The 25,088-nt window shown below is 68.1% G+C and carries 21 protein-coding genes; 7 read left to right on the top strand and 14 right to left on the bottom strand.

What is annotated here, in order from left to right:
* Positions 1-2: 2 nt before the first annotated feature.
* The 4 genes from ACF8LI_RS26310 to ACF8LI_RS26325 form a co-directional block, all read right to left on the bottom strand.
* A complete protein-coding gene (locus tag ACF8LI_RS26310) occupies positions 3-263 on the bottom strand; it encodes a PP0621 family protein (RefSeq protein WP_061288088.1) in 261 nt (86 codons plus the stop codon).
* Positions 260-1,075: an inner membrane protein YpjD gene (locus ACF8LI_RS26315; RefSeq protein WP_017407444.1), complete on the bottom strand. Its 816-nt coding sequence runs from the start codon at positions 1,073-1,075 to the stop codon at positions 260-262. The genes ACF8LI_RS26310 and ACF8LI_RS26315 overlap by 4 nt, the downstream gene beginning before the upstream one ends.
* 86 nt (positions 1,076-1,161) lie before the next feature.
* Positions 1,162-2,088 (bottom strand): diguanylate cyclase, encoded by a 927-nt coding sequence (locus ACF8LI_RS26320; protein ID WP_016447995.1) that lies wholly within the window; start codon positions 2,086-2,088, stop codon positions 1,162-1,164.
* Positions 2,081-5,989, bottom strand: coding sequence for a response regulator (locus ACF8LI_RS26325; protein ID WP_392414530.1), 3,909 nt, complete (start codon positions 5,987-5,989; stop codon positions 2,081-2,083). The genes ACF8LI_RS26320 and ACF8LI_RS26325 overlap by 8 nt, the downstream gene beginning before the upstream one ends.
* Positions 5,990-6,256: 267 nt before the next feature.
* Between ACF8LI_RS26325 and ffh the strand changes: the two genes are divergently transcribed.
* The 3 genes from ffh to ACF8LI_RS26340 all read left to right on the top strand — a co-directional run bounded on the left by ffh (position 6,257) and on the right by ACF8LI_RS26340 (position 8,781).
* A complete protein-coding gene (gene ffh, locus ACF8LI_RS26330; RefSeq protein ID WP_016447993.1) occupies positions 6,257-7,651 on the top strand; it encodes a signal recognition particle protein in 1,395 nt (464 codons plus the stop codon).
* 93 nt (positions 7,652-7,744) lie between these two features.
* The gene (locus ACF8LI_RS26335) at positions 7,745-8,299 is read left to right on the top strand and encodes a C40 family peptidase (RefSeq protein ID WP_133072301.1); all 555 of its coding nucleotides are present in this window, start codon (positions 7,745-7,747) and stop codon (positions 8,297-8,299) included.
* A gap of 86 nt (positions 8,300-8,385) precedes the next feature.
* Entirely contained in the window at positions 8,386-8,781 is a 396-nt protein-coding gene (locus tag ACF8LI_RS26340; RefSeq protein WP_016447991.1) for a helix-turn-helix domain-containing protein, read from the top strand.
* Between the two features lie 22 nt (positions 8,782-8,803).
* Here the strand turns inward: ACF8LI_RS26340 and ACF8LI_RS26345 are convergent, their stop codons facing one another.
* The 9 genes from ACF8LI_RS26345 to modA form a co-directional block, all read right to left on the bottom strand.
* Positions 8,804-9,478, bottom strand: coding sequence for a DUF1266 domain-containing protein (locus ACF8LI_RS26345; RefSeq protein WP_392414531.1), 675 nt, complete (start codon positions 9,476-9,478; stop codon positions 8,804-8,806).
* Positions 9,475-10,692, bottom strand: coding sequence for a hypothetical protein (locus ACF8LI_RS26350; RefSeq protein WP_016447989.1), 1,218 nt, complete (start codon positions 10,690-10,692; stop codon positions 9,475-9,477). The genes ACF8LI_RS26345 and ACF8LI_RS26350 overlap by 4 nt, the downstream gene beginning before the upstream one ends.
* The gene (locus ACF8LI_RS26355; RefSeq protein ID WP_392414532.1) at positions 10,689-12,977 is read right to left on the bottom strand and encodes a hypothetical protein; all 2,289 of its coding nucleotides are present in this window, start codon (positions 12,975-12,977) and stop codon (positions 10,689-10,691) included. The genes ACF8LI_RS26350 and ACF8LI_RS26355 overlap by 4 nt, the downstream gene beginning before the upstream one ends.
* 210 nt (positions 12,978-13,187) lie before the next feature.
* A complete protein-coding gene (miaB, locus tag ACF8LI_RS26360) occupies positions 13,188-14,516 on the bottom strand; it encodes a tRNA (N6-isopentenyl adenosine(37)-C2)-methylthiotransferase MiaB (RefSeq protein ID WP_016447987.1) in 1,329 nt (442 codons plus the stop codon).
* Between the two features lie 156 nt (positions 14,517-14,672).
* Positions 14,673-15,074, bottom strand: a complete 402-nt coding sequence (locus ACF8LI_RS26365; RefSeq protein ID WP_016447986.1) for a hypothetical protein — start codon at positions 15,072-15,074, stop codon at positions 14,673-14,675.
* A 73-nt stretch (positions 15,075-15,147) separates the two neighbouring features.
* A complete protein-coding gene (gene fdhD / locus ACF8LI_RS26370; RefSeq protein WP_392414533.1) occupies positions 15,148-16,068 on the bottom strand; it encodes a formate dehydrogenase accessory sulfurtransferase FdhD in 921 nt (306 codons plus the stop codon).
* A 52-nt stretch (positions 16,069-16,120) separates the two neighbouring features.
* Positions 16,121-17,251, bottom strand: a complete 1,131-nt coding sequence (gene modC / locus ACF8LI_RS26375) for a molybdenum ABC transporter ATP-binding protein (RefSeq protein WP_392414534.1) — start codon at positions 17,249-17,251, stop codon at positions 16,121-16,123.
* Positions 17,248-17,928 (bottom strand): molybdate ABC transporter permease subunit, encoded by a 681-nt coding sequence (gene modB / locus ACF8LI_RS26380; protein ID WP_016453156.1) that lies wholly within the window; start codon positions 17,926-17,928, stop codon positions 17,248-17,250. The genes modC and modB overlap by 4 nt, the downstream gene beginning before the upstream one ends.
* A gap of 89 nt (positions 17,929-18,017) precedes the next feature.
* Positions 18,018-18,779, bottom strand: a complete 762-nt coding sequence (modA, locus tag ACF8LI_RS26385) for a molybdate ABC transporter substrate-binding protein (protein ID WP_392414535.1) — start codon at positions 18,777-18,779, stop codon at positions 18,018-18,020.
* A 103-nt stretch (positions 18,780-18,882) separates the two neighbouring features.
* Here modA and ACF8LI_RS26390 point away from each other — a divergent pair, with 103 nt between their 5' ends.
* The 3 genes from ACF8LI_RS26390 (at position 18,883) to ACF8LI_RS26400 (ending at position 20,709) form a co-directional block, all read left to right on the top strand.
* A complete protein-coding gene (locus tag ACF8LI_RS26390; RefSeq protein WP_016447981.1) occupies positions 18,883-19,710 on the top strand; it encodes a TOBE domain-containing protein in 828 nt (275 codons plus the stop codon).
* Between the two features lie 216 nt (positions 19,711-19,926).
* On the top strand, positions 19,927-20,205 hold the full coding sequence (locus ACF8LI_RS26395) for a hypothetical protein (RefSeq protein ID WP_209798878.1): 279 nt from the start codon (positions 19,927-19,929) through the stop codon (positions 20,203-20,205).
* A 93-nt stretch (positions 20,206-20,298) separates the two neighbouring features.
* Positions 20,299-20,709, top strand: coding sequence for a hypothetical protein (locus ACF8LI_RS26400; protein WP_392414536.1), 411 nt, complete (start codon positions 20,299-20,301; stop codon positions 20,707-20,709).
* A gap of 81 nt (positions 20,710-20,790) precedes the next feature.
* On the opposite strand, the gene ACF8LI_RS26405 is transcribed toward ACF8LI_RS26400, so the two are convergent.
* A complete protein-coding gene (locus ACF8LI_RS26405; RefSeq protein ID WP_259649132.1) occupies positions 20,791-21,948 on the bottom strand; it encodes an MFS transporter in 1,158 nt (385 codons plus the stop codon).
* 736 nt (positions 21,949-22,684) lie between these two features.
* Here ACF8LI_RS26405 and ACF8LI_RS26410 point away from each other — a divergent pair.
* The gene (locus ACF8LI_RS26410) at positions 22,685-24,853 is read left to right on the top strand and encodes a TonB-dependent siderophore receptor (RefSeq protein WP_016447977.1); all 2,169 of its coding nucleotides are present in this window, start codon (positions 22,685-22,687) and stop codon (positions 24,851-24,853) included.
* Positions 24,854-25,088: the final 235 nt, after the last annotated feature.

Consider the following 25,088-nt stretch of genomic DNA (forward strand, 5'->3'; position numbering starts at 1 on the left):
GCTCAGCGCCGTTGCGCCAGGGCCCGGTGCTCGGCGCTGCAATAGCTGCGGCCTGCGGCCTCGATGGCTTCGCTGCGCGGCAGGTGCAGTCCGCAGTGCGCGCATTCGACCATGTCCTGCGGTGCCGCCAGCGGCGCGTTGGCCGGGTTGGCCGGGTTGCGCGGCGCAGCCGCCTGGCGCCGCTCGCGGGCCTCGGCACGGCGCTGGCTGCGCCAGACGCCGACGGCAATGACGATGACGATCAGGACCAGCAGGTACTTCATGCGGCGCGCTCCAGCAGCACTTCCATCACGAAGCGTGATCCCGCATAGGCCAGCAGCAGCAGCGCGGCGCCTGCGTAGAGCACGCGCACGGCGCTGCGGCCACGCCAGCCAAAGCGCGCACGGCCGATCAGCAGCACGGCAAAGGTCAGCCACGACAGCAGCGAGAACACCGACTTGTGGTTCCAGACCCAGGCCTTGCCGTAGAGCTGTTCGCCGAACAGCCAGCCTGCGGCCAGCGTGGCCGTGAGCAGCACAAAGCCTGCGGACACGAAGCGGAAGGTCAGGCGCTCCAGCGTGAGAAGGGGCAGGCCGCTGTCATGCCCGCCGCCGCCCAGCCGCATGTGCTGCTCGGCGCGTGTCATCAGCGAGGCATGGACCACGGCGGCGGCGAACAGTCCGTAGGAGGCAATGCCCAGCGCCAGGTGCAGCGGCAGCCAGGGCGAGGCGTTGACATGCAGGGGCGTTCCCGGAAACAGCGCGGCCAGGAGCACGGCGGCCGTGCCCAGCGCTGACAGCGCCAATTGCGCGCGCATCTTGGGGAACAACTGCTGTTCGACCCCATAGACGGTGAGCACCAGCCAGGCCGTCATGGACAGTGCTGGCGCGAACCCGAAGTGCGGCTGTTCCCCGAGCAGGCCCCAGGCCAGGGCCAGGGCGTGGAGCACCCAGGCCAGGCGCAATGCGGCGCGGGCGCCAGCATGGCTGATGCGTCGGGCACCGGCGGCCGGCACGGCATAGGCCACGGCTGCGGCAAGCGCCAGCATCCAGCCCAGGGGCGATGCGTTGGCGGAAATCAGGGGGACGGAGAGCATCTTTCTATGATAGCTGTGGCTTTCCTGCCGCCGGTTGTGCAGGCTCAGAATCCGGGCGCCGTGCCGTGGTTCGGAGCGCATTTTCTTCAGGGCTCGATGGCTGCCTCGATGCGATTGCGCCCCAGGGCCTTGGCCTGGTAGAGCAGGCCGTCCACCTTCTGCAGCCAGGTTTCCAAAGGCGCGGCAGACGGCTGCCGCACGGTGAGTACGCCGCAACTGACGGTGAGCAGCGGCGCCGTGGGAGAGGCGGCGTGGGCGATGGACAGGCGCAGCACTTCCTGGCGGAAATTCTCGGCCATGACCTGGGCGTCGCTTTCGCCGGGGAGGATGAGCGCGAATTCCTCGCCGCCAAAGCGCGCTGCCAGGTCGTAGGGCCGGCGCGCATGGCGCTGCAGCGTGGCGGCCACTGCCTTGAGCGCCTCGTCCCCCTGCACATGGCCATAGCAGTCGTTGTATTGCTTGAAGTGGTCTATATCAATGAGAGCCAGGCCCACGGACTCGCCCGTGCGCAGGCTGCGGCGGTGGGAGCGCTCCAGCATGTCGTCGAAGTGGCGGCGGTTGGCCAGCCCTGTCAGTCCGTCCACCATGGCCAGGCGCTCCAGGGCCTGGCGCTGCAGGGCCAGGCGTATCTGGTTGCGCACGCGCACCTCGACCACGGCGGGACGTATGGGCTTGGAGACATAGTCGGCCGCGCCCAGGCGCAGGCCGTATTCCTCGGCCTGGGCATTGCTCTGGCCGGTGATGAAGATGACGGCGATATGGGCGGTGCGCTCCTGGGCGCGCAACGCACCCAGCACCTCGTAGCCGTTCATGCCGGGCATGGCCAGGTCCAGCAGGATCAGCTGCAGCCGGTGGGCTTCGCGCTGGGCGATCACCAGCGCACCCGGGCCGTCCTTGGCCAGCAGCACACGGTAGTGGGGGCTCAGCAGCTCGGCCAGCATGCTGCGGTTCAGCCGTTCGTCGTCAACGATGAGGACCGTGGGCAGTTCCGGCCCGGTCAAGGCTTCAAACATCTGCAGCTCCCGGTAGGACCGTCCGGTTCACGGCCATGCTCCGCGCCAGCTGTTCGAGCGCCTGCAGCGCCGCCTCGGTTTCCAGGGACTCGGTGCAGCGCTGGATGCGCTGCAGCACGGACGCATGGCGCCCGTCGACCAGGGGCCGCAGCCGATCCAGTTCGGCCATGGCGGCATAGTCGCTGTCGGCAATCTGCAGCCGCAGCCGAGCCAGGGTGGACGAGACTTCTTCCGCGGTCATCGGCTGCCGCTGCGGGGGGGGCGCGGCAGTGGTCACGGCGGTCACGGCGGCCGCGGACGCCACGGCCACTACGGCCGTCTGCCCGGACCGCCGGGCGATTTCCGCCAGCAGGCCCTGCAGTCCATCGGCCAGCGCCTGGACCAGGGATTGCAGATCGCCGCCGGGCCGGGCGTTGCCGCCATTGCCGTCGCCTGACAGGCAGGCTTGCGCACCGGTCTCGGCCATGGCCGACCATTGCTCCAGCAGGTCCGCGCCCAGGTAGCCCAGACTGCCCTTGAAGGTGTGCACCAGCGATGCCACGGTGTCCCAATGGCCGCTGCGCACGGCATCGCGCAGCCGTTGCGGCGCATCGGCAAAGTCCTGGGCAAAGCCTTCGATGGCGTGGAGCATGCGCGGCGATTGGCCGGCAAGGCGTTGCCGCAGCCGTGCCGGATCCCAGGCCTGGGCAGGGCTTGACGGCGTCGGCTGCAAGGGCGCGGCCGGCGCAAGCGCTGCCGTTGGAGGAGGGCCCGCGCGCAGGCAGCGCTGCAGTGTCTCGTACAGCAGCACATCGTCAACGGGTTTGGTCAGATGGGCATTCATGCCTGCGGCCTCGATCCGGGCGCGCTCCTCGACATAGGCCTGCGCAGTCAGCGCGATCACCGGAAGATGCCGCAGCGCGCTGCGCGTGCGGATGGTGCGCGTGACACTGAGGCCGTCCATGCCGGGCATGTGCACGTCCATGAGCACGGCATCGAAAGGCTGGGTGTCCAGCAGCTGCAGCGCCTGCAGACCGTCCTGCGCAGTCTGTACCGATATGCCGGCCTGCTCCAGCAGCTCGGTGGCCACCTCGCGGTTGAGTACGTTGTCATCCACCACCAGCACCCTGCGCCCAGGCAGGCCCGGGTAGCGCTGCTGTGGCGAGGGGCCGGCCGCCGGGCTTTCCGGCGGGGGCGATTCGGGGTCCCGCAGTGCCTCCCGGATGCACGAGCGCAGTGCCGATGCGGTCAAGGGCTTGATCAGCAGGCCCCGCGGGCCCAACTGCGCGGCCTGCAGCTGCACTTCGTCGCGCCCGAAGGCCGTGACCATGAGCGCAGCCGGGGTCTTGGCCAGGTCCTGCTGCTCGCGCATGCGGCGTGCCAGGTCCAGCCCGTCCATGCCGGGCATGCGCCAGTCCAGCAGGGCCAGGCCGTAGGGGGATTCCTGGCGTGCGGCCTCTTGCAGCATGTGCAGCGCCTGCATGCCGTCCGCCGCCGTATCGCAGCGCATGCCCAGTTTGCGCACCATGGCGGCCAGGGCCTCGCGCGCGCTGGCGTTGTCATCGACGATGAGAACGCCGGTGCTGCCCAGGTTGTCGTGGCCGTCCAGCGGCGCATCCGTGGCAGGCCGGACCTTGGCCGTGAAGCGGAAGTTGCTGCCCTGGCCGGGCTGGCTGCAGACGCTGATCTCGCCGCCCATGAGCTGCACCAGCCTGTGGCAGATGGCCAGGCCCAGGCCGGTGCCGCCGTGGCGGCGCGTGGTCTGGATGTCGGCCTGGGTGAAAGGCTGGAACAGCCGTTCGGCCCGCGATGCATCCAGGCCTATGCCGGTGTCGCGCACGTTCACGCACAGGTGGTGCAGGGGCGCTGCCGTGGCGTGCGCGTCGGCCTCCACCGGCGCGCACGCCAGCGGCGGCTCCAGATGCAGGGAGATCACCACCTCGCCATGCTCGGTGAACTTGATGGCATTGCCGACCAGGTTGGTCAGCACCTGGCCCAGGCGCAGCGGGTCGCCGCGCAACCGGGGCGGCAGGTGCGGGTCCAGCGCATAGACCACTTCCAGCCCCTTTTCCTCTGCGCGCAGCGCCGTGGAGGCCGAGACGGTCTCCAGCACATCGTCAAGGGCGAAATCCACTTCCTCCAGCGCCAGCATGCCCGCCTCTATCTTGGAAAAGTCGAGGACGTCGTTGATCACGGCCAGCAGGGCGCTGGCCGAGCGCTCCACCTTCTCCAGGTAGCCGCGCTGGCGTGATGTCAGCGCGGTCTGCTGTACCAGGCGCGTCATGCCGATGACGGTGTTCATGGGGGTGCGGATTTCGTGGCTCATGATGGCCAGGAAATCCGACTTGGCCCGTTCGGCCGCTTCTGCGGCCTCCTTGGCCTGCTGCAGCGCCTGCTCGGCCTCGCGCTCGCGGGTGATGTCCAGCATGATGCCGTCCCAGACCATGCCCTCGTGGCTGCTCCGGGGGGCCGATCGGCAGCGCAGCCAGCGGACCTCACCATCGGGCCTGATCACGCGGAAGCGGCAGTCGAAGACCCGCAGCGTATCGACCGAGCACTGCAGCATCTGCTGGTAATGCGGCAGGTCCTCGGGATGGATGGCATTCAGGTAGGCCTGACGGTCGGCCATGATGGCGTGGGCCGGCACGCCGATCAGGTTCTCTATGCCGGCACTGATGTAGCTGAGCCGCAGTTGCGCCAGGCCGCCTTCCAGGCGGTAGATGGCGCCGCTGGGCAGGTTGTCGGCCAGGGCTTCGAGGCGCATGCGTGCGTCCTCGCGTTCGGACAGGTCCTGCAGCGTGCCGCTGAGCGCGACGATGCGGCCTTGCTCGTCGCGCAGGGCGCGGCCCATGAGGCGGGCCGCGAACCTCCGTCCGTCCGGGCAGTGGTGCACGACATCGAGGCTGTAGGACTGGCCGGTGCCGATGCACAGCTGCACGGCAGCGGTGAGCCGGGCAAGATCCTGCGGTCCGAGCATGGCGCGCAGGGCATGGCGCGTCAGCGGCGGACCCTGGGGGTCCAGGCCGTTCATCACATACATCATCTCCGAGGCCTGGAAGTGTTCGGTGTCCAGCTCCCATGTCCAGCTGCCCAGGCGCGCCAGCTGTTCGGCCTGGCGCAGCACGTCGTAGCTTTTTTGCAGCTGGGACTCGGTCTGGCGCATGAGGGTGATGTCGCGCGCAATGCCCAGCACGCCCACGGTCCGGCCCTCGTCATTGCGGTAAGGAATTTTGGTGGACTGGAAGAGGCGGCGCTGCCCGTTGACCAGCAAATGATCCTCCGACACCACGGGGGCGTCGCTGTCCAGCACCCGGCGGTCGCTGTGGGTGAAGCTGCTGTCGGGGAACAGTTCCTGGTCGGTCTTGCCCACGATGTCTTCGGGCGTGCGCCCGGAAAAGCGCGCGGCGGCGGGGTTGACGAAGGTGTAGCGGCCCTGCCGGTCCTTGGCGAAGACCAGGTCGGGCGTTTCGTGCATCACGGCTTCCAGCAGGCGCGTCGAATCCTGCCACGGCCCGGTGCTTTTTCGCAGGAGCGGCTCCAGCTGCGCATCGGGCTGGCCGATCGGCTCGTCCTGGCCGGTGCGCTCGCTGAGCTCGTGCCAGGTGGTGAAGAAAAGCCGCCTGCCCGACAGCGACTGGCAATAGATATGGAGCTCGGCGGGGAAGCTGGTGCCGTCGCGGCGGATCAGTCGGCCGCAGAGATGGGCCTGGCTGTCCACGGCCATGTCCTGCCAGGGACCGCGCCTCAGTCCGTCCGCGTCGGGCCACACGTCCATGATGCCCAGCCCCAGCATGGCGGCCTTGTGATGGCCCAGGCTGGCGCAGGCATGGGCATTGGCATCGAGCAGGCAGCCCTGCTCGTCAAACAGAAGAAAACCGTCGGGCACACGGTCCAGGAACTGGCCATACGGCGTATCGGGCATGAAGACTCCTAGGCGGTAGCAAGCCGGCACTGCACAAGGCGATAGCCATAATCTATGGAAACAGTGTGGATGTTACTGCCGGCCGGTGCCCGCTGCGCGGCAGGGAAGGCCGGTACTTACCCCTGCAGGGGCAGCGGGTAGAATCGTCGGGATCTGCAGGGTCCGTGCCGCGACCCGGCCCCGCCTGGCCCCATTCGGCAACCTGGCCCCGGCTGGCTCGCTGCAGCACACCTTTTCCTTTCCGACGACTCCAGTTCCTCCCCGCTTATGGCCTCCGCTCTGACCGACAAACTTTCGCGACTCGTCAAGGAGATGCGCGGCCAGGCCCGCATCACCGAATCCAACGTACAGGACATGCTGCGCGAAGTGCGCATGGCCCTGCTCGAGGCCGACGTGGCCCTGCCCGTGGTGCGCGACTTCGTTGCGCGCGTCAAGGAAAAAGCGCTGGGCCAGGAGGTGCTGGGCTCCCTGCAGCCCGGCCAGCTGCTGGTGTCCATCGTCAACAAGGAACTGGCCGCCACCATGGGCGAGGGCGTGGCCGACATCAATCTCAACGCCCAGCCGCCTGCCGTCATCCTCATGGCCGGCCTGCAGGGCGCCGGCAAGACCACGACCACGGCCAAGCTGGCCAAGCACTTGATTGAAAAGCGCAAGAAAAAGGTGCTGACCGTGTCGGGCGACGTGTACCGCCCGGCCGCCATCGAGCAGCTCAAGACCGTGACCGGCCAGGCTGGCGCCGAGTGGTTCCCCTCCACGCCAGACCAGAAGCCCCACGACATTGCCGTGGCCGCGCTGGACTACGCCAAGCGCCACTTCTTTGACGTGCTGCTGGTCGATACGGCCGGCCGCCTGGCCATCGACGAGCTGCTGATGGCTGAGATCAAGGATCTGCACGCCACGCTCAAGCCGGTCGAGACCCTGTTCGTCGTCGATGCCATGCAGGGCCAGGATGCGATCAACACGGCCAAGGCCTTCAAGGAGGCCCTGCCCCTGACCGGCATCGTGCTCACCAAGCTCGATGGTGACTCGCGCGGCGGCGCGGCGCTGTCGGTGCGCCAGATCACGGGCGCGCCCATCAAGTTCGCCGGCGTGTCCGAGAAGATCGACGGCCTGGAAGTCTTCGACGCCGACCGCCACGCGCAGCGCGTGCTGGGCATGGGCGACATCGTGGCCCTGGTCGAGCAGGTCACCAAGGGCGTGGACATGGAGGCCGCCCAGAAGCTGGCCGAGAAGGTCAAGAGCGGTGACGGCTTCGACCTCAACGACTTCCTGGCCCAGATCCAGCAGATGAAGCAGATGGGCGGCCTGTCCAACCTCATGGACAAGCTGCCGGCACAGCTCACCGCCAAGGCCGGCCAGGTGGACATGGACAAGGCCGAGCGCGAGATCCGCCGCAAGGAAGGCATCATCTGCTCGATGACCGCCAAGGAGCGCAAGAAGCCCGAGATCATCAAGGCCACGCGCAAGAAGCGCATTGCCGACGGCGCGGGCGTGCAGGTCCAGGAAGTCAACCGCCTGCTCAAGGAGTTCGAGCAGATGCAGGAGATGATGAAGAAGATGAAGGGCGGCGGCCTCATGAAGATGATGAAGCGCATGGGCGGCATGAAGGCCATGAAGGGAATGATGGGCGGTGGCGGCGGCATGCCCAAGCTGCCGTTCTGAGCGGGCCGGGCCCCGCCGATGGACAGTCAAGCCGCAGCACAGCCTGCGGCTTTTCTTTGGCCGCTGCGGGGCTTTGTGAGAACATGCGGCGCCATGAAGGCTGGCGTTTCGACTTCCCTTGCGGCTTCCCGCGTGACTGCATCGCGGCTGTCTCGCCGTGACTGGGGCCTGCTGGCGGCGGCTGCGCTGCTGGCCGGCTGCTCGTCTGCTCCCCGCAAGGGCGCGGGTCCCGGGCCTGCTCCTTCGCCGCAGGCCCTGAACCTGGATGGCGAGTTGCGCGAGGCCCTGCTGGCGCGCACCATGCTCGTGGTCAACACGCCGTATACCTACGGCGGCAATTCGCCCGACGGCGGTTTCGACTGCAGCGGCCTGATCCAGTGGGCTGTGGGCGGCATTACCGAAAGCCGCCTGCCGCGCACCACGGCCCAGTGGGCGCAGTTCAGCAATCCCGTGGGCAGCCGCAGCTTGCAGCGCGGCGACTTCGTGTTCTTCAATACCCTGGGTGCGCGCTACTCGCACATGGGCATCTTTGTGGGCAACGGCCAGTTCGTGCATGCGCCGTCCAGCGGCGGCACGGTGCAGCGCGTGCGCATGGACAACCCCTATTTCGCCAGGCGCTTCACCGAGGCGCGCAGCATCTTCGCCTGAGCGCCTGCCAGGCAAGGCGCCGGGCTTGGCGCCGGCTCTTGAATCGATGGTCCAATGAGAGCTCCATAGAAATCCAGGGTTTCGGAATGGATAACAAGCTCGAATTCGCACAGCGCCTGCGCCAGGCCATCGAGGCTGCGGGTCTGGAGCCGCGGCCCAGCGTGCTGCTGAATCTGTTCAATTCCAGTTACTGGGGTCGGCCGATTTCGTTCCAGGCGGTTGCGCGCTGGCTCAACGGCGAGGCCGTGCCCGAGCAGGACAAGCTGGTGCTGCTGGCCGAGCTGCTCAGGATCGAGCCTGAAGTGCTGCGCTTTGGCGACCCTGCCCAGCGGTCACTGCCGCCTCAGCACGAATGCCAGGAACCGGGCGTGGGCTATCTTGAACGCGAAACCTTCGACGCCTTTCTGAGGCTGCCCGCGCCGCAACGCCAGGTGGTGCGGGAGGTGATCCTGACCTTCGCCAAGGTGCACGGCGAAGGCTGAGGGCCGGGCCACCTGGCAGCCGTCACCGCACCGCCTGCGGCTGCCAGGGCATGGCATGCCAGGGATGGCGCGGATCGGCCACCCATTGCTGCACCTCCTCGGGCGTCACGCTGCGGCCCAGCACGTCGGCCCGGCCACGGGCCAGCCATTGGCTGCGGCCCCGCGCATAGGCCTGGCCGAAGGCCTGCCAGCTGTCAAAGCAATCCCGCGCGCGGCATGCGTTCAGGTGAAGGATCTGCTGGTGCAAGGCCTCGTCCAGCCAGCCCAGCAGCCAGGCACATCGCACGTGGAAGGCCACGCGCGCGCAGGCAAAGGCCATGGCGGCATGGGGATCGTCGCCGGACTGCAGGCGCTGCAGGTCCAGCGTGAACCAGCGCTGGCGCAGGCCGTCGGGCAACTGGCGTGCGATCTGGGCATCGTCCAGGTCGGTGCGCAGGCCCAGGTGGTGCAGCACCATGGGGCGCAGCTGGGTGGTCAGGGCGTCGTCGGCACCATGGAGCTGCCGGTCTGCAAAGCCGCCCTGGATGGCGTGAAAGGCCATGGGATGGGCCAGGGCCAGGGCCCAGTCCAGCGCCGCATCGCCGCTGCGGTAGCTGCTGAAGTCGCCGCGCTGGCGCGCCGCACGCCTGCGGCGCAGGCCGGCGCGCACTGCCCACCAGACCAATGCAGACAGCACAACAAGAGTGAAGGCGTTCATCGCGGATTTCCTGTCCTGCCCGGCGATCCTGCCCGGCGCCGCGCCAGCTCCAGCGACTGCTGCAGGGCCGCGCTGCGCGGCATGCGCTCGAAGGCGGGCACGGGCACGGTGTCGCGGCGTGCCGCGACCAGCCATTGCATCAGGGGCGACCGGATATCCAGCTGCTCCAGCAGCGCCGGGTGGGCCTGGAGCAGCCACAATTGCTCGGCTTCGGTGTGCAGCTCGCTGGCCGCGCACCAGGCGCCGGTGTGGCCCGAGGCCAGCAGATGCGCCGGACGGCGCACGATGCCCATGGCCAGGGCATCCGCTGGCGCCTCGCCATCGGCATCGAGGTGGTTGAGCAGGGCCAGCACGTCGGCCAGGTAGCGCGCAATCGGCGGGCGGTTCTGCTTGCCCTTGATCTGGTCGATGCGCAGCCGCCCGCCGTCAAGCACCTGGGCGCTGACGGTGATGCGCGGCTGGGCCGTGCCCGTGCGGTAGCTGAACAGCCGCAGCCGGCCCTGCTCGCAGGCTTCGGCGTAGTGCTCGCCATAGCCGCCGCGCAGCGCGCCGCGCGCGCTGAACTGGCCCAGGCAGTGCCGCATCATCTGGCTTTCATAGGCCATTTCGGCGCGCAGGTCCGGGCTTTGGGCATCGAATTCGACGAAGACACCCAGCTGGCCACGCAGCAGCGGGCGCACGGCGCCGGGTCGGTGCTCGGCCCAGCCGCTTTCGCTTTTTCTGGCGAAGGCCAGGTGCTCCAGCGTCCAGCGCGCCAGGGCCTGCGGGCAGTTGATGCGCTGCAGCTTGCCCTCAAGCGCCGTGCCGCGCCGGGTGGACAGGAACTCCAGCAGCCGGCTTTCCAGCGCCAGCAGCGGGGCGCTGTCAGGCTCCACCCACCACAGCGGTGCGCTGGCGCCGGCCGCAGGGCTTTCATGTGGCGGTGGCTGGCGGGCCGCATGCGCGCGCAGGCGCTCCAGCGCCCAGGCGGCAGGCTCGGTGCGCCGGTGCAGGCGCAGCAGCTCGGCCTGCGTGGAGATGGGCTGAACGGCCGGCGGATCGGCGTCGAGGTTGCCGATCACGTGGCGGTAGAAGTGGTTGGCCAGCCAGGCCGCGATCTCCTGACTGTCGCCGCGCGCCGCGCTGCGCTCGCGGATGCGCTGCTTGATGTCCGGCGCATTGACTACGTCGCGCGGGCGGTAGGCGCTGGCTGCCGTGGCGGCTCCCGGGTTCACCACAGCTTCCACCAGGGCTTGCTGTCCGAGTGCAGCTTGAGGCAGCGCTGGAGGCCGTCCCTGGCCATCTTGTGCTCGGCCTCGCTGTCATCGGGGGTGAGCTTGGCGATGGCCTCGCGGTGCAGGGCCACGGCCTGATCGATGGGGCCGCAGCTTTCCATGGCGCAGGCCAGGCGGCGCAGCGTGTAGCACTCGCCCAGGGCGCGCACTTCGGGCAGCAGGGCCTCCAGGCGGGGGCGCACCACGTCGCCATGGCTTTCGGAGAAGAAGTCGAGCAGGGACATCAGGGCCGCCAGGTAGTCGCGCCGCTGTTCGCGCTGCTCGTCTGCGTCCAGTTCCTCGAACCACTGGTCCAGGCGTTCCAGCCAGATGCCGATCTCGCCCGCGCGGCCGAGCTGGTAGAGCGCCAGCGCCACGCTGGGGAAGTAGTCGGTGGGGCAGTGGCGGCTGTAGCCGTAGTCCTGGGTGAAGTGCCACAGCTGCTCTGCCGCCGTGACGATGCCGGGTCGGTCGTCACGGCGGATGGCACACCACAGCAGGCCGTCATGGTGCTCGGCGAAGGGGCTGCTGGACAGTCCCTTGTGGTGCAGGGCTGCAGCCTCTTCATAGCGCTGCTGCGAGCGGTACTTGATGGCAAGGTTGTTGCAGAGCATGGAGTAGACGTGCAGGTGCGCGTCCTTGTACCTGCCCTGGCCGCTGGCCCAGAAGGCTTCGAAGCGGGCCAGGCCCTCTTCGTAGTAGCGCTGCACCAGCGGCTCACGCACCTCGTCGTCCGGCACCTGACGGCCTTCGCCCATGAGGGCGGCCAGGTCGTCCTCGTCATCCAGCGTCACGCCCGCCGCATAGCACCAGTGGGCGCCGAAGCCCTGGGGAAAGGGCCGCTGCAGCGCCTGTGCGGCCGGCAGCGCGGCAAAGCGCGCGGCCCAGAGCATGGGCAGCAGTTCGGAGTTGGCGTGCCGGGGCTGCTCGCCCACGCCGCGCTCGAGCAGCGGCAGGGCCTGTTCCCATTGGTGGTTCCTGGCCAGGCGCCAGCCGTCGATCATGTCCAGCAGCGGATGGCCGGGCGCCTGGGCACGCGCCAGGGCCAGGTAGTCGTCGGCGCTGCGCGCAGCAGCCGGGCTGTCTTCCAGGATCTCCTGCATGTCGGAATCCAGTCCCGCCCAGGCCAGGATCAGCGCCCAGGCGGGGGCGTGGGCGGTGTCGCTGTCCACCATGCGCAGTGCCAGCTCATAGCCCTGGCGGGCCGATCCGGGGCGGCTGTGCAACACGCTCTCCAGCGCCAGGTCCGCTGCATCGGCCAGGCGGCCCGCCTCTTGCAGCCATTGCAGCACCAGGCCGCTGAAGGCGTCGTCGGAGTCGTCCACCAGGCCGAAGCGGCCCAGCTCGGCCAGCTGCAGCGCGGCCTCTGGCTGGCCCATGGCATGGCAGGCCATGGCCTGCAGCCGTGCCTCATGGACCTTGCGGTGCGCGCGCACCGCCTGCGATGCGGCGGGGCTTTCCGTGCGGGCCAGGTGCTGCTGCGCCGCCATCAGCACGGCCGGAACGCTTTGCGGGGCCAGCGGCAGCACTTCGCGCGCAAGGTGCAGCCAGTCGTCGAAGTCCACGTTCTGGTCGGCGTCTGCCAGGGCCAACTGCGCCGTGGCGGCCTGCACATGGCGCACGGTGGCCGGCACATCGCCGCGCAGGCGGGCCAGCTCGGCCTTGCGCAGGCTGGCACGCGCGTCGCGGCGCGCAGGGGATGCCTCGCCGTCGGGGTCGCTGCGCTCGTGGCTGCGCTGCAGGTCCACGCCTTGCTCGGCCAGTTCCCAGGCCTGGGCCTCGCGGGCCAGGTAGTGCCAGCCATTCCAGTAGCGATAGGGCTCGCCGGTGTGCGGCAGCCGGCCCATGAGATCGGCGGCAGGCGCGAGCAGGGCCACGCCGCCTTCGCGGTCAAAGCGCAGCCGGCTCTGGATGTCGCTGAGCGCCAGGCTGGCCGTGGCCAGCAGGTGGTTGTCACCCTGCAGGTGCTGCAGCGTGGCATCGCGGTGCTCGCGCAGCAGGGCGTTGGCGGTCTCGGGCCGTTCCAGGTCGAGCCAGAGATCGTGCAGACGCTCCAGTTCGCTCACCGTGGCCGGCGCGAAGCGCTGCTGCGAGAGCAGCTCCATGACGGCCGCCTGGCGTTCGGCCGGGGCGATGGGGCTGGTTTCATCTTCCTGTTGCAGCAGGTCGTGCGCCTGGTCCATGAAGGCATGCAGGGCTTCGCCCTCAAGGATGGCCTGGGCGTTGGCGGGCTGGGAGGTGTTCATGGAATCGATAGCAAGCAAGCGAAGCTGGAAAAGCCATGCAGGCCGACAGACCTCAGGGCGGCAACCCGCGATGCTAGCGGGCCGGCCCGCGCCAGGCCAGTGTGGCCGGGATATTTTCACGTCCTGTTACACGCAAAAAGCCCGGCATTGCCGGGCTTTCGTTACGCAAGAGGTCGCTGGGCCACCGGAGCCGCAGGGATCGGGTTGGGATCAGTGGCGCACCACGACTTCGCCGCGCAGCGTGAAGGTGCGTGCCTCGGTGATCTTCACATCGATCATCTGGCCGATCAGGCGTTCGTTGCCCGGGAAGTTGACCACGCGGTTGCACTCGGTGCGGCCCATGAGTTCGCTGCCATCGCGCTTGGACAGTCCTTCCACCAGCAGGCGCTGCACCGTGCCCACGCGCTCGTCGCTGATGTCCTTGATGTTGTTGTTGATCACGGCCTGCAGCTCCTGCAGGCGGCGCAGCTTGACCTCGTGCGGCGTGTCGTCGTGCAGGTTGGCGGCCGGCGTGCCGGGGCGGGGGCTGAAGATGAAGCTGAAGCTGTTGTCGAAGCGCACGTCGTGGATGAGCTTCATCATCTTCTGGAAGTCTTCCTCGGTCTCGCCGGGGAAGCCCACGATGAAGTCGCTGCTCATGGCCATCTCGGGCCGGATGGCGCGCAGCTTGCGGATGGTGCTCTTGTATTCCATGGCCGTGTAGCCGCGCTTCATGGCCATGAGGATCTTGTCGCTGCCGTGCTGCACGGGCAGGTGCAGGTGGCTGACCAGCTTGGGCAGCCGAGCGTAGGCCTCGATCAGGCGCGGCGTGAATTCGTTGGGATGGCTGGTGGTGTAGCGGATGCGCTCGATGCCGGGGATCTCGGACACGTATTCCAGCAGCAGGGCAAAGTCGGCGATCTCGGCCGTGTCACCCATCTTGCCCAGGTAGGCGTTCACGTTCTGGCCCAGCAGCGTGACCTCCTTCACGCCCTGGTCGGCCAGGCCCGCGACCTCGACCAGCACGTCCTCGAACGGGCGGCTGACTTCCTCGCCGCGCGTATAGGGCACGACGCAGTAGCTGCAGTACTTGGAGCAGCCTTCCATGATGGAGACAAAGGCCGAGGAGCCTTCCACGCGCGCCGGTGGCAGGTGGTCGAATTTCTCGATCTCGGGAAAGCTGATATCGACCTGGGGCTTGTGCCTGGCGGCGCGTGCATTGAGCAGCTCGGGCAGGCGGTGCAGGGTCTGCGGGCCGAAGACCACGTCCACATAGGGCGCGCGCTTGATGATTTCCTCGCCCTCCTGGCTGGCCACGCAGCCGCCCACGCCGATGAGCACGCCGCGTTCCTTCAGGTGCTTGTAGCGGCCCAGGTCGCTGAACACCTTCTCCTGCGCCTTCTCGCGCACCGAGCAGGTGTTGAACAGGATCAGGTCGGCCTGCTCCGGGTCGTCGGTGGACTCGTAGCCCTGGGCTGCGCCCAGCACATCGGCCATCTTGTCCGAGTCGTACTCGTTCATCTGGCAGCCGAAGGTTTTGATAAAGACTTTCTTGGACATGGTGGGGTTCCGTCAGGCAGCCGCCGCACTGCAAGCGGCGGTCCGCAAAAAAAGAAGATGGCCGGGCCAGGGCGGGCGCTGTGCTCCCTGGCCCGAGCCGCTGCGCCCCGCAAGCTGCGGGCCGCATCCATCGTGTGCGTGCGGTGTGCGCCGGCCTCAGTTGAAGAAGCGGTGCAGCATCGACTTGGGCTTGTAGTGCTTGTCGGCCTCGGCCTTGGTCAGGATCCAGGCCTGGTGCAGCCACTGCGTCTGCGGCTCGATCACATAGCCCACCACGAGCTTGCTGCCCTGGTAGTTGATGGCCTGCACCAGCGTGCGCTCGGGGCTGAACAGGCGAAAGCCCGGGCTGGTGCGAATGGTCTTGCCGTCGATTTCGACCACGGGAAACTGCGCGGTCACGACCAGCTCGCCGAACTGGGCCTGCGGCGGGAAGTTGCGTGTCTCGTTGGAGGGCAGGCCCTGCGCGGCCGCGCCCAGGCTGGCGCAGGCCAGGCCGGCGAGCAGGGCGCCGGCGCACAGGCGGCGGACGGCAGAGAAATGGGGCTTGCAGCGGTTCATGGTGTACATCCAGGGGCTGAACCCGCGATTCTACGAACTTGCCGCCGCGCAGGCGCAGCACTCGGGCATTGGGTCAGGTGCGGCCCGGCGCATACAGCACCGCCTTGGGCGGGCGGCACAGGCCCCAGAAGCGCAGGCCGGTCAGCTCGGCCATCTGCACGCCCATGGCCGTGGGGGCGGAGATGGTGGCCAGGGCGGCCATGCCGACCCTGGCGCATTTGCGCACCAGCTCATGGCTGCCCCGGCTGGAGAGCACGACAAAACCGGCCTCGCCCAGGCGGCCGGTGCGGGAGAGGCGGCCGACCAGCTTGTCCAGCGCGTTGTGGCGGCCCACGTCCTCGAGCACATCCGTCAGTTGCCCGTCCAGCCCTGCCCAGCCTGCGGCATGCACGGCGCCGGCTTCGGCGTTGAGCAACTGCAGCGGCGGCAGTGCCGCGATGGCTGCGCAGACGGTGTCGGCATCGACACGGGCGATCCAGTCGTGCGCGGGCAGCGGGTCGAAGGACAGGTCCAGCGCCGCGAAGCTGTCCACGCCGCAGACGCCGCAGCCTGTGCGCCCGCTCATGCTGCGGCGCCGGTCCTTGAGGCGCGCGAAGCAGCGCGAGGCCACGTCCAGCTGCACCTCGATGCCGTCCATGCCGGCCGGCAGGCCTGCGGCCTGTGCAGCCACGGTGCGCACCTCGATGCCGTAGCAGTCGGCAGCGTTGTCCAGAATGCCTTCGGTAAGCGCAAAGCCCAGCGCAAAGTCTTCCAGGTCCGAGGGCGTACCCATCATCACGGCATGCGAGATGCCATTGAACACCAGGGCGATGGGGACTTCGCTGGCCAGCACCTGGGGTTCGGGCTGGAGGCTGACGGCGCCGCCATCGGCGATCCGGTGGCGCACCACCGCATGCGTGCGCAGTGCGGCAATGGCGGGCGTGGTGGCGCAGGCAGCATCTGCCGGGCCCGAGTCCGGGGCGGGTGCGGGAGCGTGTTCGGTGGTGGCGTTCATGGCGTGGGCCGCGCAGGCGGCCTGCGCATGATATCGGTGCCGCCGCGCAGCTTCAGTCCAGCAATGCCATGCCCTTGATTTGGGCGAAGACATGCATGCCCGGCGCAATGCCCAGCTGCCGGGCGGAATGCAGGGTGATGCGCGCCAGCAGGCGGGACGGGCCCAGCTGCAGCGAGACCATGACCTGGCCCGGGCCGTCCTCGCGCAGATCCTGCACGGTGGCCGCCAGGATGTTGAGGATGCTGCTGTCTTGCGGGTGCTGCAGGCTCAGGCTCACATCGCGCGCCTGCACGCGCAGCTGCACGCTCTCGCCGATGGGGCGCGGGCGGGCCATGACAAGGCGAAGGCGCCCGCCGTCGAAGGACAGCGTGCTCAGGTGGGCATCCGGATCGTGCTGCCGGATCTGCGCACTGAGCATGGCCGCTGCCGTGTCGCCCATGCTCAGCGGCAGGTCCAGCCGTGCCAGCAGTTCGCTGGTGGCGCCGGCCGCGACGATGCCGCCTGCCTTGAGCAGCACCAGGTGCTGGGCCAGGCGCGCTACCTCGTCGATGGAGTGGCTGACATAGACCACGGGAATGTCGAGTTCACGGCGCAGCTGGTCCAGGTAGGGCAGGACCTCGGCCTTGCGCTGGGCGTCCAGCGCGGCCAGCGGTTCGTCCATGAGCAGCACGCGGGGGCTGGTGGCCAGGGCGCGCGCAATGGCCACGCGCTGGCGCTCGCCGCCCGACAGGGTGGAGGGCATGCGGTCCATCAAATGGCCTATGCCCAGCAGGGACACGGCCTGCTCCTGGGACACCTTGCGCCGCTCGGCGGGCGTGCGCTGCATGCCGTAGTCGATGTTGCGCTGCACGCTCAGGTGCGGGAACAGGCTGGCTTCCTGGAACACATAGCCCAGGGCGCGGCGGTGCGTGGGCAGCCACTGGCTGGCCGCATCGTCCTGCCAGACCTCGCCATTGACGGCGACACGGCCCCGTGCGCGCTCCAGCCCTGCCAGCGCGCGCAGGCAGGTGGTCTTGCCGCAGCCCGAGGGGCCGAACAGGGCGGTGACGCCGCGCCCGGGCAGCTGCAGCTGCACATCGAGGCGGAAGTCGGCACGCTCCAGCGCCAGCGCAGCAAGGATTTGCGAAGGGCTCGCGGCGGGCACGGCGCCGGCCGAAGCAACGGGAGAGAAGTCAGTCATCATGCGCGGCGCTCCTCGCGCGGCTGCAACAGGTGCAGGGCCAGCAGCACCAGGAAGGAGAACACCACCATGCCGCCGGCCAGCCAGTGGGCGTGGGCGTACTCCATGGCTTCCACATGGTCGTAGATCTGCACCGAGACCACGCGCGTCACGCCGGGGATATTGCCGCCCAGCATCAGCACCACGCCGAACTCGCCCACGGTGTGCGCGAAGGTCAGCACGGCTGCGGTGATGAAGCCCGGGCGCGCCAACGGCAGCGCCACGGTGAAGAAGCGGTCCAGCGGCCCCGCGCCCAGGCTGGCCGCGGCCTCCATGGGGCGCGTGCCCAGCGACTCGAAGGCGCGCTGCAGCGGCTGCACCGTGAACGGCAGGGAATACACCAGGGACCCGATGACCAGGCCTGCAAAGGTGAAGGGCAGGGTGCCCAGCCCCAGCGCCTGCGTCAACTGGCCCACGGGGCCATTGGGCCCCATGGTCACCAGCAGGTAGAAGCCGATCACCGTGGGTGGCAGCACCAGGGGCAGCGCCACCACGGCGCCAATCGGGCCGCGCCAGCGCGAGCGCGTATGGGCCAGCCACCAGGCCAGCGGCGTGCACAGCGCCAGCAGCAGCACCGTGGTCACGCTGGCAAGTTTCAGCGTCAGACGTATGGCGGCGTAGTCGTCGGCGGTAAGAATCATGCTGGAGGAATTCAGTGGTTCGCAGCGCTGGTGTCGTCTCCCTACCGCGCAGCGAGAGGGGGAAGGCGCGTCAGCGCCTCAGGGGGAGCCTAGAGCCCGTAGCCGTAGGAGCGGATGATGGCACGCGCTTTATCAGCACGCAGGTACTTCATCAGCTCGGTGGCGGCTTCGTTGTCCTTGCCGCTATTGAGCACGATGGCGTCCTGGCGGATGGGCTCGTGCATGGAGCCGGGCACCTGCCAGGCCGAGCCTTCGCGCAGCTTGCCGTTTTCCATCACCTGCGACAGGGCCACGAAGCCCAGCTGGGCATTGCCCGTGGCCGCGAACTGGTAGGTCTGGGCGATGTTCTCGCCCATGACGATGCGCGGCTGCACCTGGGCCGTGATGCCCAGCTTGTCCAGCACTTCCATGGCTGCCGTGCCGTAGGGCGCCAGCTTGGGATTGGCCACGGCGATGTGCTTGTAGTCGCCGGTCTTGAGGACCTCGCCCTTGTCGTCCACATAGCCGGGCTTGGGGCTCCACAGCACGAGCTGGCCGATGGCGTAGGTGAAGCGCGAGTCGGGCAGGCCACGGCCTTCCTTGGCGATCTTTCCGGGCGTGGTGTCGTCGGCGGCCAGCAGGATCTGGAAGGGCGCGCCGTTGACGATCTGCGCATAGAACTTGCCCGTGGCGCCGAAGGACAGCAGGGCCTTGTGGCCGGTGTCCTTCTCGAACTCGGCGGCGATCTTCTGCATGGGCGCCGTGAAGTTGGCGGCAACGGCCACCGACACTTCGGCAGCCTGCGCAGCGACACCGCCCAACAGGGCAAGGGCGGCAAAGGCGGTGGCACGCAGGGGCTGGTTCACGTTCATGGGTCTCTCGCTATTCCGTTGGTGAATAGCGCAGTGTAGCGACCTGAAAATGCGCATGCAGGGTGCAGGCGTTTTGCTTCGTGGGAAATAACGCTTGGCGGGCATGATGTCGCGCATGACTGCCGACGCTCCTGCTTCACCCTCCGATCTGGCGCCCGCGCTGGGCCATGACCTGGCTGACCGCCGCCTCGCCATCCTGCGCCATATCGCAGCAGGGCATTCGATTTCACAGGCGGCGCGCGAGGCCGGCGTCAGCTACAAGGCGGCATGGCAGGCGCTGGATGTGCTGACCAATCTCGCGGGCTGTGCCCTGGTGGAGCGCTCGGTCGGCGGCGCCGGCGGCGGCGGCGCGCGCATCACCGCAGCCGGGCAGTCCCTGCTGGCCATGGCCGATGCGCTGGAGCAGGCCCGTGCACAGGTGCTGCAGCGCTTTGGCGGGCCGGCCGGCGTTTCCTCGGCGGCTCCTGGACTGGGGCTGGGCCTGCGCACCAGCATGCGCAATCTGTGGCCTTGCCGGGTCGGGGCCCTGCAGGCGCAGGGTGCCCAGGTCCGCGTCTGGATGCTGCCCGATGGCGGTGGCGATGCACCAGGCATTGCCGCACGCATCACCGCCGAAAGCGCCCAGTTGCTGGGCCTGGCCCCTGGCCTGCCCGTGATGGCGCTGTGCAAGGCCACTGCCGTCCAGGTGCTGCCAGTGGCGCCGCTGGCCGGTGCGCAGGGCCTGGCCAATGCCTGGCCTGCCAAGGTGCAACGCCTGGCCCGTGCCGAGGGGGACGGACCGCGCGAAGTGGTGGCCAGGCTGCCCTGGGGCGGCAGCGGCGTGGGGTATGCGGCGCAGCAGGCGCAAGGCGAGCCCTGGACGCTGCGCACAGGACGCAAGGTCTGGCTGTCGGTGCCGGAGTCCGCCGTGGTGCTGGCCGTGGCCGACTGACACGACTGACCTGACAGGGTCGATTGAGCTGATTGGGCCGATTGGGCGTCGAGAAGGCCGCAGCGCGTTGCGCGTGCGCTGCAGTGGCTGCAGATTCGGACGGGTCTTATGGCGCATCCCGGGCGGGATACGAAAAATTGTGCCGCAGCGCAACCTGCGCGCTCCGGTGGCGCAGGCTTTCCCGGCGACCGATCCATCGAAACCTCCCTGGCCCCCATGAGCATCCTGAAATTGCGCAGGCAAGAGAAAGTGGCGTTCTACACCGCCTTGCTGTGTTCGTCCGTCGCGGCGTTCATCTTCTTCGCGTCCAAGGACGTGGCGGACAGTCTGGAGCAGCGGCTGGGTGCGCTGGCCATCTGCATCGTCATCAGCGCCGTGGTGACCCTGTTCAATCACTGGTGGTTCAGAGTCTGGGGCTGGCACCTGGTGCCGGTCACCCTGCTCCTGTTCTATGGCGGCACGCTGGTCGCAGGCTGGCTGTTTGGCGGTCGATGATCGCGATGGTGCCGAAGGGGAACCTGCCGCAATGCTTTGCGTCGAAGAGCCTTTGCGACTGCCTCCCAGGCCTCACACGGCCTTGCCCCTGCCATGAAGACCACCCTGTCCGCCGCCCTGATCTGCCTGTTCCTGTCTGCCCCGGCCCTGGCCCGTCCGCTGGACCCGGCGCCGCTGGATGCCTCGCAGTTCAACCTGGGACTGGCCGGCCTTGCCGGCGAGATTTCGCCAGCGGAGCGGCATCTGGAGGCCATGCTCAGGCGGCCCGAGGCCAATGCCGTCCTGCTGTCGGTGATCGACGATCCGCGAAGCTCGCCCGTGGCCAAGCTCTATGCGCTGTGCGGGCTCAAGCGCATGGGCAGCGGCGGCTACGAGGCAGCGCTGGTCAAGCTGCGCGGCTTTGAGGGCCAGGTTTCCGTGATGCTGGGAGACCAGAAGTTCCAGGAAGACATCCGCCAGGCGGCAGACCGCATCGAAAACCTGGAATGCAGCGAGGGCGGCTGAGCCCCGGGCCGGCCGGTCCCGGGACAAAAAAAGAGCTGCCATCGGCAGCTCTTTGCATGGCAGGGCCGTGGCCCGCACCGCTCAGGACAGCTCGCGACCCTTGAGTTCGGGGATCAGAAAGGCCGTGGCCAGCATGTCCAGCACATAGATGGCCGCCAGCAGGGCGATGGCCACCTGGAACGAATAGCTCATGGCCAGCGCACCGATCACCACCGGGCCCAGTCCGCCCACGGCGCGGCCGATGTTGAACAGCACGTTCTGCGCGGTGGCGCGCGCCTCGGTGGGATAGGCCTCGCTCATCACGGCGCCGTAGCCGCCCATCATTCCGTTGACGAACAGGCCCATGAGGGCCCCCGCCCAGAGCATGGCCGTAGGGTCGGACAGCTGTGAATAGAGCACGACCATGATGACCGAGCCCAGCTGGAAGATCAGGAAGCTGGGCTTGCGGCCGATGCGGTCGGCCAGCTGGCCGAAGACCCAGATGCCGACCATCATTCCCACCACGGTCACGGCAGTCCAGATCGAGGACTTGGTCAGGCTGAAGCCCAGTTGCTTGGACAGGAAGCTGGGCATCCAGATCATGATGCCGTAGTAGCCGAAGTTCTGGACCGAGGTCAGCACGATCACACCCAGGCTGACCTTGGCCGTGGCGCGGTCCTTCACCAGCAGCTTCAGGCTTTGCAGCACCGGCACGCGGGCCGACGGCGTGGCGGACTGCTGGCGCTTCACGAAGACCTCGGGCTCGTGCAGCTTGTTGCGGATCACCCAGGCCACCACGGCCGGGATCACGCCCACCAGGAACATGCCGCGCCAGCCGATGAGGGGCAGCAGCAGCGGCGTCAGCAGCGCCGCACCCAGCACGCCCATCTGCCAGCCCAGGGCCACATAGGACGAGACGCGCGCGCGGTGGCGGGCAGGCCAGGCCTCGGCGGCCAGTGCCATGCCGATGCCGAACTCGCCGCCCAGGCCGATGCCCGCAATCGTGCGGTAGGCCAGCAGGTCCCAGTAGCCCTGCGCGAAGGCGCACAGGCCCGTGAAGACTGCGAACAGCATGATGGTCCAGGTCAGCACGCGGATGCGCCCGTAGCGGTCGCTGAGCAGGCCGAAGAAGATGCCGCCGAACACGGCACCGATCAGCGTCCAGGTCACCAGCGAGCCGGCCTGGCCCGGCGTGAGGTGCAGGTCGGCCGAGATGGCCGACAGCATGAAGCCCAGGATCAGCAGGTCGAAGCCGTCCATGGCATAGCCGACGGCCGAGCCGGCCAGGGCCTTCCAGCTGTAGCCATTGACCTGGGTGGCATGGGCGCCGGCATGCGTGTCTGTGCTGGCGCCGGCAGCATTGGCTGCGAGCGCCCCGGAGGAAGTGGTGGTCACGTGAAGATCCTTGAAAGCCAGGACGGCGCGCGCTCTCACTGGGGTGTGGCACCGCGCAAAACGCCTGCGCCGCCGGCTGAGCCGGCGTGCGGGCACGCTGCGCGTGTGCTGCATCCTGGGAAGGCGATGGGCACGGGAGTCCTGGTGGGAAAACAAGCTGGGCGGCCGGCATGCCGGAGCATGGCAGGGGCTGCGCGCAAAGACAGAGCGCAAGGTGCAGCGCCAAAAGACCGCTTCTGCAAAAAGCGAAAGCCCTGAATCGGCTGGGCGATCAGGGCTTGGAGGCTGCGGGCAGGCCCGGTGAAAAGGGCGCTCCCATGCGGGCGGGCGCAATGGTAAGGGAAGTGGCCGGACAAGGCAAGTAGGGCAGGCTTGCCAGACAGCTTCTACGGCATGGGCGGCTGGTACTGCCCGGCGGGCGCGGGACGGATTCGGGTGTTGCGCGGATGCAGCAGCCCCTGTGCTGCCGATGGCCCAGACAATTGAAGAAACGATAATGAGAACAAATCGCATTCGCTTTCTCTTCATGCCCTTCGACCCATCGGAGGGCATGGCGAGGAAGTTTTTTTATTGCCGTATTGCTGTTCTCCCGGAGCATTTCATGCCACTGCATCGCCTTCAACCCGGCCATCGCCCTGCGCCTCTTGCGCTGGCCATCTCCCTTGCCATCGGCGCCCTGTCCGCTCAGGCTCAGGCATTGCCGGACACGCAGAACCCGGCCACGCTGCCCACGGTCAACGTGATCTCCAACCAGTTGGGCGAGGTGACCGAAGGCTCGGGCTCCTATACGCCGGGCACCATTGCCACAGCCACGCGCATGGTGCTGACGCCGCGCGAGACGCCGCAGTCCATCAGCGTGGTCACACGCCAGAAGATGGATGACTTCAACCTCACCTCCATCGACCAGGTGATGGAGCACACGCCCGGCATCAGCATCGTCACCTATGACAGCGAGCGCACCGAGTACTACGCCCGCGGCTTCGCCATCCAGAACTTCCAGTACGACGGCATTCCGATGATGCGCGACTCCGCGTACTCGGCCGGCAACACCCTCAGCGACATGGCGATCTATGACCGCGTCGAGGTGCTCAAGGGCGCAACCGGCCTGCTCACGGGCAGCGGCACTCCGGGCGCGACCATCAACCTGATCCGCAAGAAGCCCACGCGCGATTTCCGCGGGCATGCGTCCATCTCTGCGGGCAGCTGGAGCAACTACCGCACCGAGGTGGATGTGGGCGGCGCACTCAATGCAAGCGGCAGCGTGCGCGCGCGTGGCGTGGCCGCCTACCAGGACAAGGACTCGTTCATGGACCGCTATTCGCGCAAGACCGCGACGCTCTACGGCATTGTGGAAATGGACCTGACGCCACGCACTTTGCTGACGCTGGGCGGCGATGCGCAGAACAACCGTCCGGTCAACTCCACCTGGGGCGGCATTCCGCTGCTCAATGCCGATGGCCAATTCAATGACATGCCGCGCTCGCACAACAACGGCACGCGCTGGAGCCGTTGGGACCAGTACACGCGCACGGCCTTTGCCACGCTGGAGCACAGCTTCGGCAACGGCTGGGTGGCCAAGGCGCAGTTCAACCACCAGATCAACGGCTACAACGCCAACCTGGGCGCGGCGGCTGCGGGCTTCCCCAACCCGGCCGATGGCTCCGGCGTGTCGCTGTGGCGCGGCCAGTACATAGGCCGCACCACCAGCAATGCGCTCGATGCCTACGCCAGCGGGCCCTTCTCGCTGGGCGGGCGCGAGCACGAACTGGTGCTGGGCGCCAGCGTAGCGAGGCGCCACTGGAAGAACGATGGCTACTGGCAGCTGCCCGCCGACTATGTGTCCACGGTCAATGACTACTACCACTGGAATGGCGATTCGCGCCTGCCGGTGTGGGGCGCCTCACCCGACTACGTGAACAGCGAAGTGACCAAGGAGCAGGGCTTGTACACGGCGGCGCGCTGGAACCTGGCGGCCGACCTCAAGCTGATCACGGGCGGGCGCTGGTCCAACTATCGCAACCAGGTGCAGGGTCAGCGCGAGACCGGCGTTTTCGTGCCCTATGTGGGCGCGATCTACGACCTCAATGGCAACTATTCGGTCTACGCCAGCTACACCAGCATCTTCAGCCCGCAGTCCAAGCAAAACGAGAGCGGCAAGGCGCTGGACCCGCTGCGCGGCAACAACGCCGAGGTCGGCGTCAAGGCGGCCTTCATGGACGGCCGCCTCAATGCATCGGCGGCGCTGTTCCAGCTTCAGCAAGACAACTTCGGTATCGAGACCGGCGGCCTGACGCCCGGCGGCGCCACGGCCTACCGGGCCGTCGATGGCGTCAGGACGCGCGGCTTCGAGGCGGAGATATCCGGCCAGATCACGCCCGCCTGGCAACTGCAGGCCGGTTTCTCGCATGCCATTTCGCGCGACCAAGGCAAGCGCGTGGCCACGCTCACGCCCTCCAACCAGTTCAGCCTGCACACCAGCTACAGGCTGGACGGCCCGCTTTCCGGCCTGACGGTGGGCGGCGGCGCGCGCTGGCAGGACAAGACCTGGGGCGACATCTCCACGCCATCGGGCGGCACGGCCGTTCACACCGTCAAGGGCTACTGGCTGCTGGACATGATGGCGCGCTACGAGTTCAGCAAACAGCTGTCGGCCACCGTCAACGTGCGCAACCTGCTGGACAAGAAGTACTACACCATCTTCAGCTACTACAGCACCTACACCTGGGGCGAGCCGCGCTCGGTGAATGTCAGCCTGAACTACAAGTTCTGAGGCCGGGCCCTTGGCGCCAGCGCGGGGTCTTTGGCCCTGGCGCCAAGGGCGCCGTGCTAGGCTGGCGCCCGCTGCGGCCCGTGCGCCGCAAGCGCTCCCATTGCCGTCCGTTCACTGCCCGTTGGCCGCCCGGGTCCGTCTATGACCTTGCGGTGCAGTGCGGCGATATCTCGCAGGTTTTGCCAATAAAAACAATTCTCATTACAGTTTGGCATTCCGAGTTCTCCAACCTCCG

Origin of the sequence: Delftia sp. WSY_12 (genome assembly GCF_043104645.1) — a bacterium.
GTDB classification, from domain to species: Bacteria; Pseudomonadota; Gammaproteobacteria; order Burkholderiales; family Burkholderiaceae_C; genus Comamonas; species Comamonas tsuruhatensis.

Excerpts from the sequence above, each read along its gene's own strand:
- ACF8LI_RS26320 (WP_016447995.1), bottom strand. The coding sequence starts at position 2,088 with ATGTTTGAAGCCTTGACCGGGCCGGAACTGCCCACGGTCCTCATCGTT.
- ACF8LI_RS26405 (WP_259649132.1), bottom strand. The coding sequence starts at position 21,948 with ATGGACGGCTTCGACCTGCTGATCCTGGGCTTCATGCTGTCGGCCATC.
- ACF8LI_RS26390 (WP_016447981.1), top strand. The coding sequence starts at position 18,883 with ATGATGTCGCGCATGACTGCCGACGCTCCTGCTTCACCCTCCGATCTG.
- ACF8LI_RS26410 (WP_016447977.1), top strand. The coding sequence starts at position 22,685 with ATGCCACTGCATCGCCTTCAACCCGGCCATCGCCCTGCGCCTCTTGCG.
- modB (WP_016453156.1), bottom strand. The coding sequence starts at position 17,928 with ATGATTCTTACCGCCGACGACTACGCCGCCATACGTCTGACGCTGAAA.
- ACF8LI_RS26345 (WP_392414531.1), bottom strand. The coding sequence starts at position 9,478 with ATGAACGCCTTCACTCTTGTTGTGCTGTCTGCATTGGTCTGGTGGGCA.
- ACF8LI_RS26395 (WP_209798878.1), top strand. The coding sequence starts at position 19,927 with ATGAGCATCCTGAAATTGCGCAGGCAAGAGAAAGTGGCGTTCTACACC.
- ACF8LI_RS26365 (WP_016447986.1), bottom strand. The coding sequence starts at position 15,074 with ATGAACCGCTGCAAGCCCCATTTCTCTGCCGTCCGCCGCCTGTGCGCC.
- ACF8LI_RS26310 (WP_061288088.1), bottom strand. The coding sequence starts at position 263 with ATGAAGTACCTGCTGGTCCTGATCGTCATCGTCATTGCCGTCGGCGTC.
- miaB (WP_016447987.1), bottom strand. The coding sequence starts at position 14,516 with ATGTCCAAGAAAGTCTTTATCAAAACCTTCGGCTGCCAGATGAACGAG.
- ACF8LI_RS26325 (WP_392414530.1), bottom strand. The coding sequence starts at position 5,989 with ATGCCCGATACGCCGTATGGCCAGTTCCTGGACCGTGTGCCCGACGGT.
- ACF8LI_RS26355 (WP_392414532.1), bottom strand. The coding sequence starts at position 12,977 with ATGAACACCTCCCAGCCCGCCAACGCCCAGGCCATCCTTGAGGGCGAA.
- ACF8LI_RS26340 (WP_016447991.1), top strand. The coding sequence starts at position 8,386 with ATGGATAACAAGCTCGAATTCGCACAGCGCCTGCGCCAGGCCATCGAG.
- ffh (WP_016447993.1), top strand. The coding sequence starts at position 6,257 with ATGGCCTCCGCTCTGACCGACAAACTTTCGCGACTCGTCAAGGAGATG.
- fdhD (WP_392414533.1), bottom strand. The coding sequence starts at position 16,068 with ATGAACGCCACCACCGAACACGCTCCCGCACCCGCCCCGGACTCGGGC.
- modA (WP_392414535.1), bottom strand. The coding sequence starts at position 18,779 with ATGAACGTGAACCAGCCCCTGCGTGCCACCGCCTTTGCCGCCCTTGCC.
- ACF8LI_RS26315 (WP_017407444.1), bottom strand. The coding sequence starts at position 1,075 with ATGCTCTCCGTCCCCCTGATTTCCGCCAACGCATCGCCCCTGGGCTGG.
- ACF8LI_RS26335 (WP_133072301.1), top strand. The coding sequence starts at position 7,745 with ATGAAGGCTGGCGTTTCGACTTCCCTTGCGGCTTCCCGCGTGACTGCA.
- modC (WP_392414534.1), bottom strand. The coding sequence starts at position 17,251 with ATGATGACTGACTTCTCTCCCGTTGCTTCGGCCGGCGCCGTGCCCGCC.
- ACF8LI_RS26400 (WP_392414536.1), top strand. The coding sequence starts at position 20,299 with ATGAAGACCACCCTGTCCGCCGCCCTGATCTGCCTGTTCCTGTCTGCC.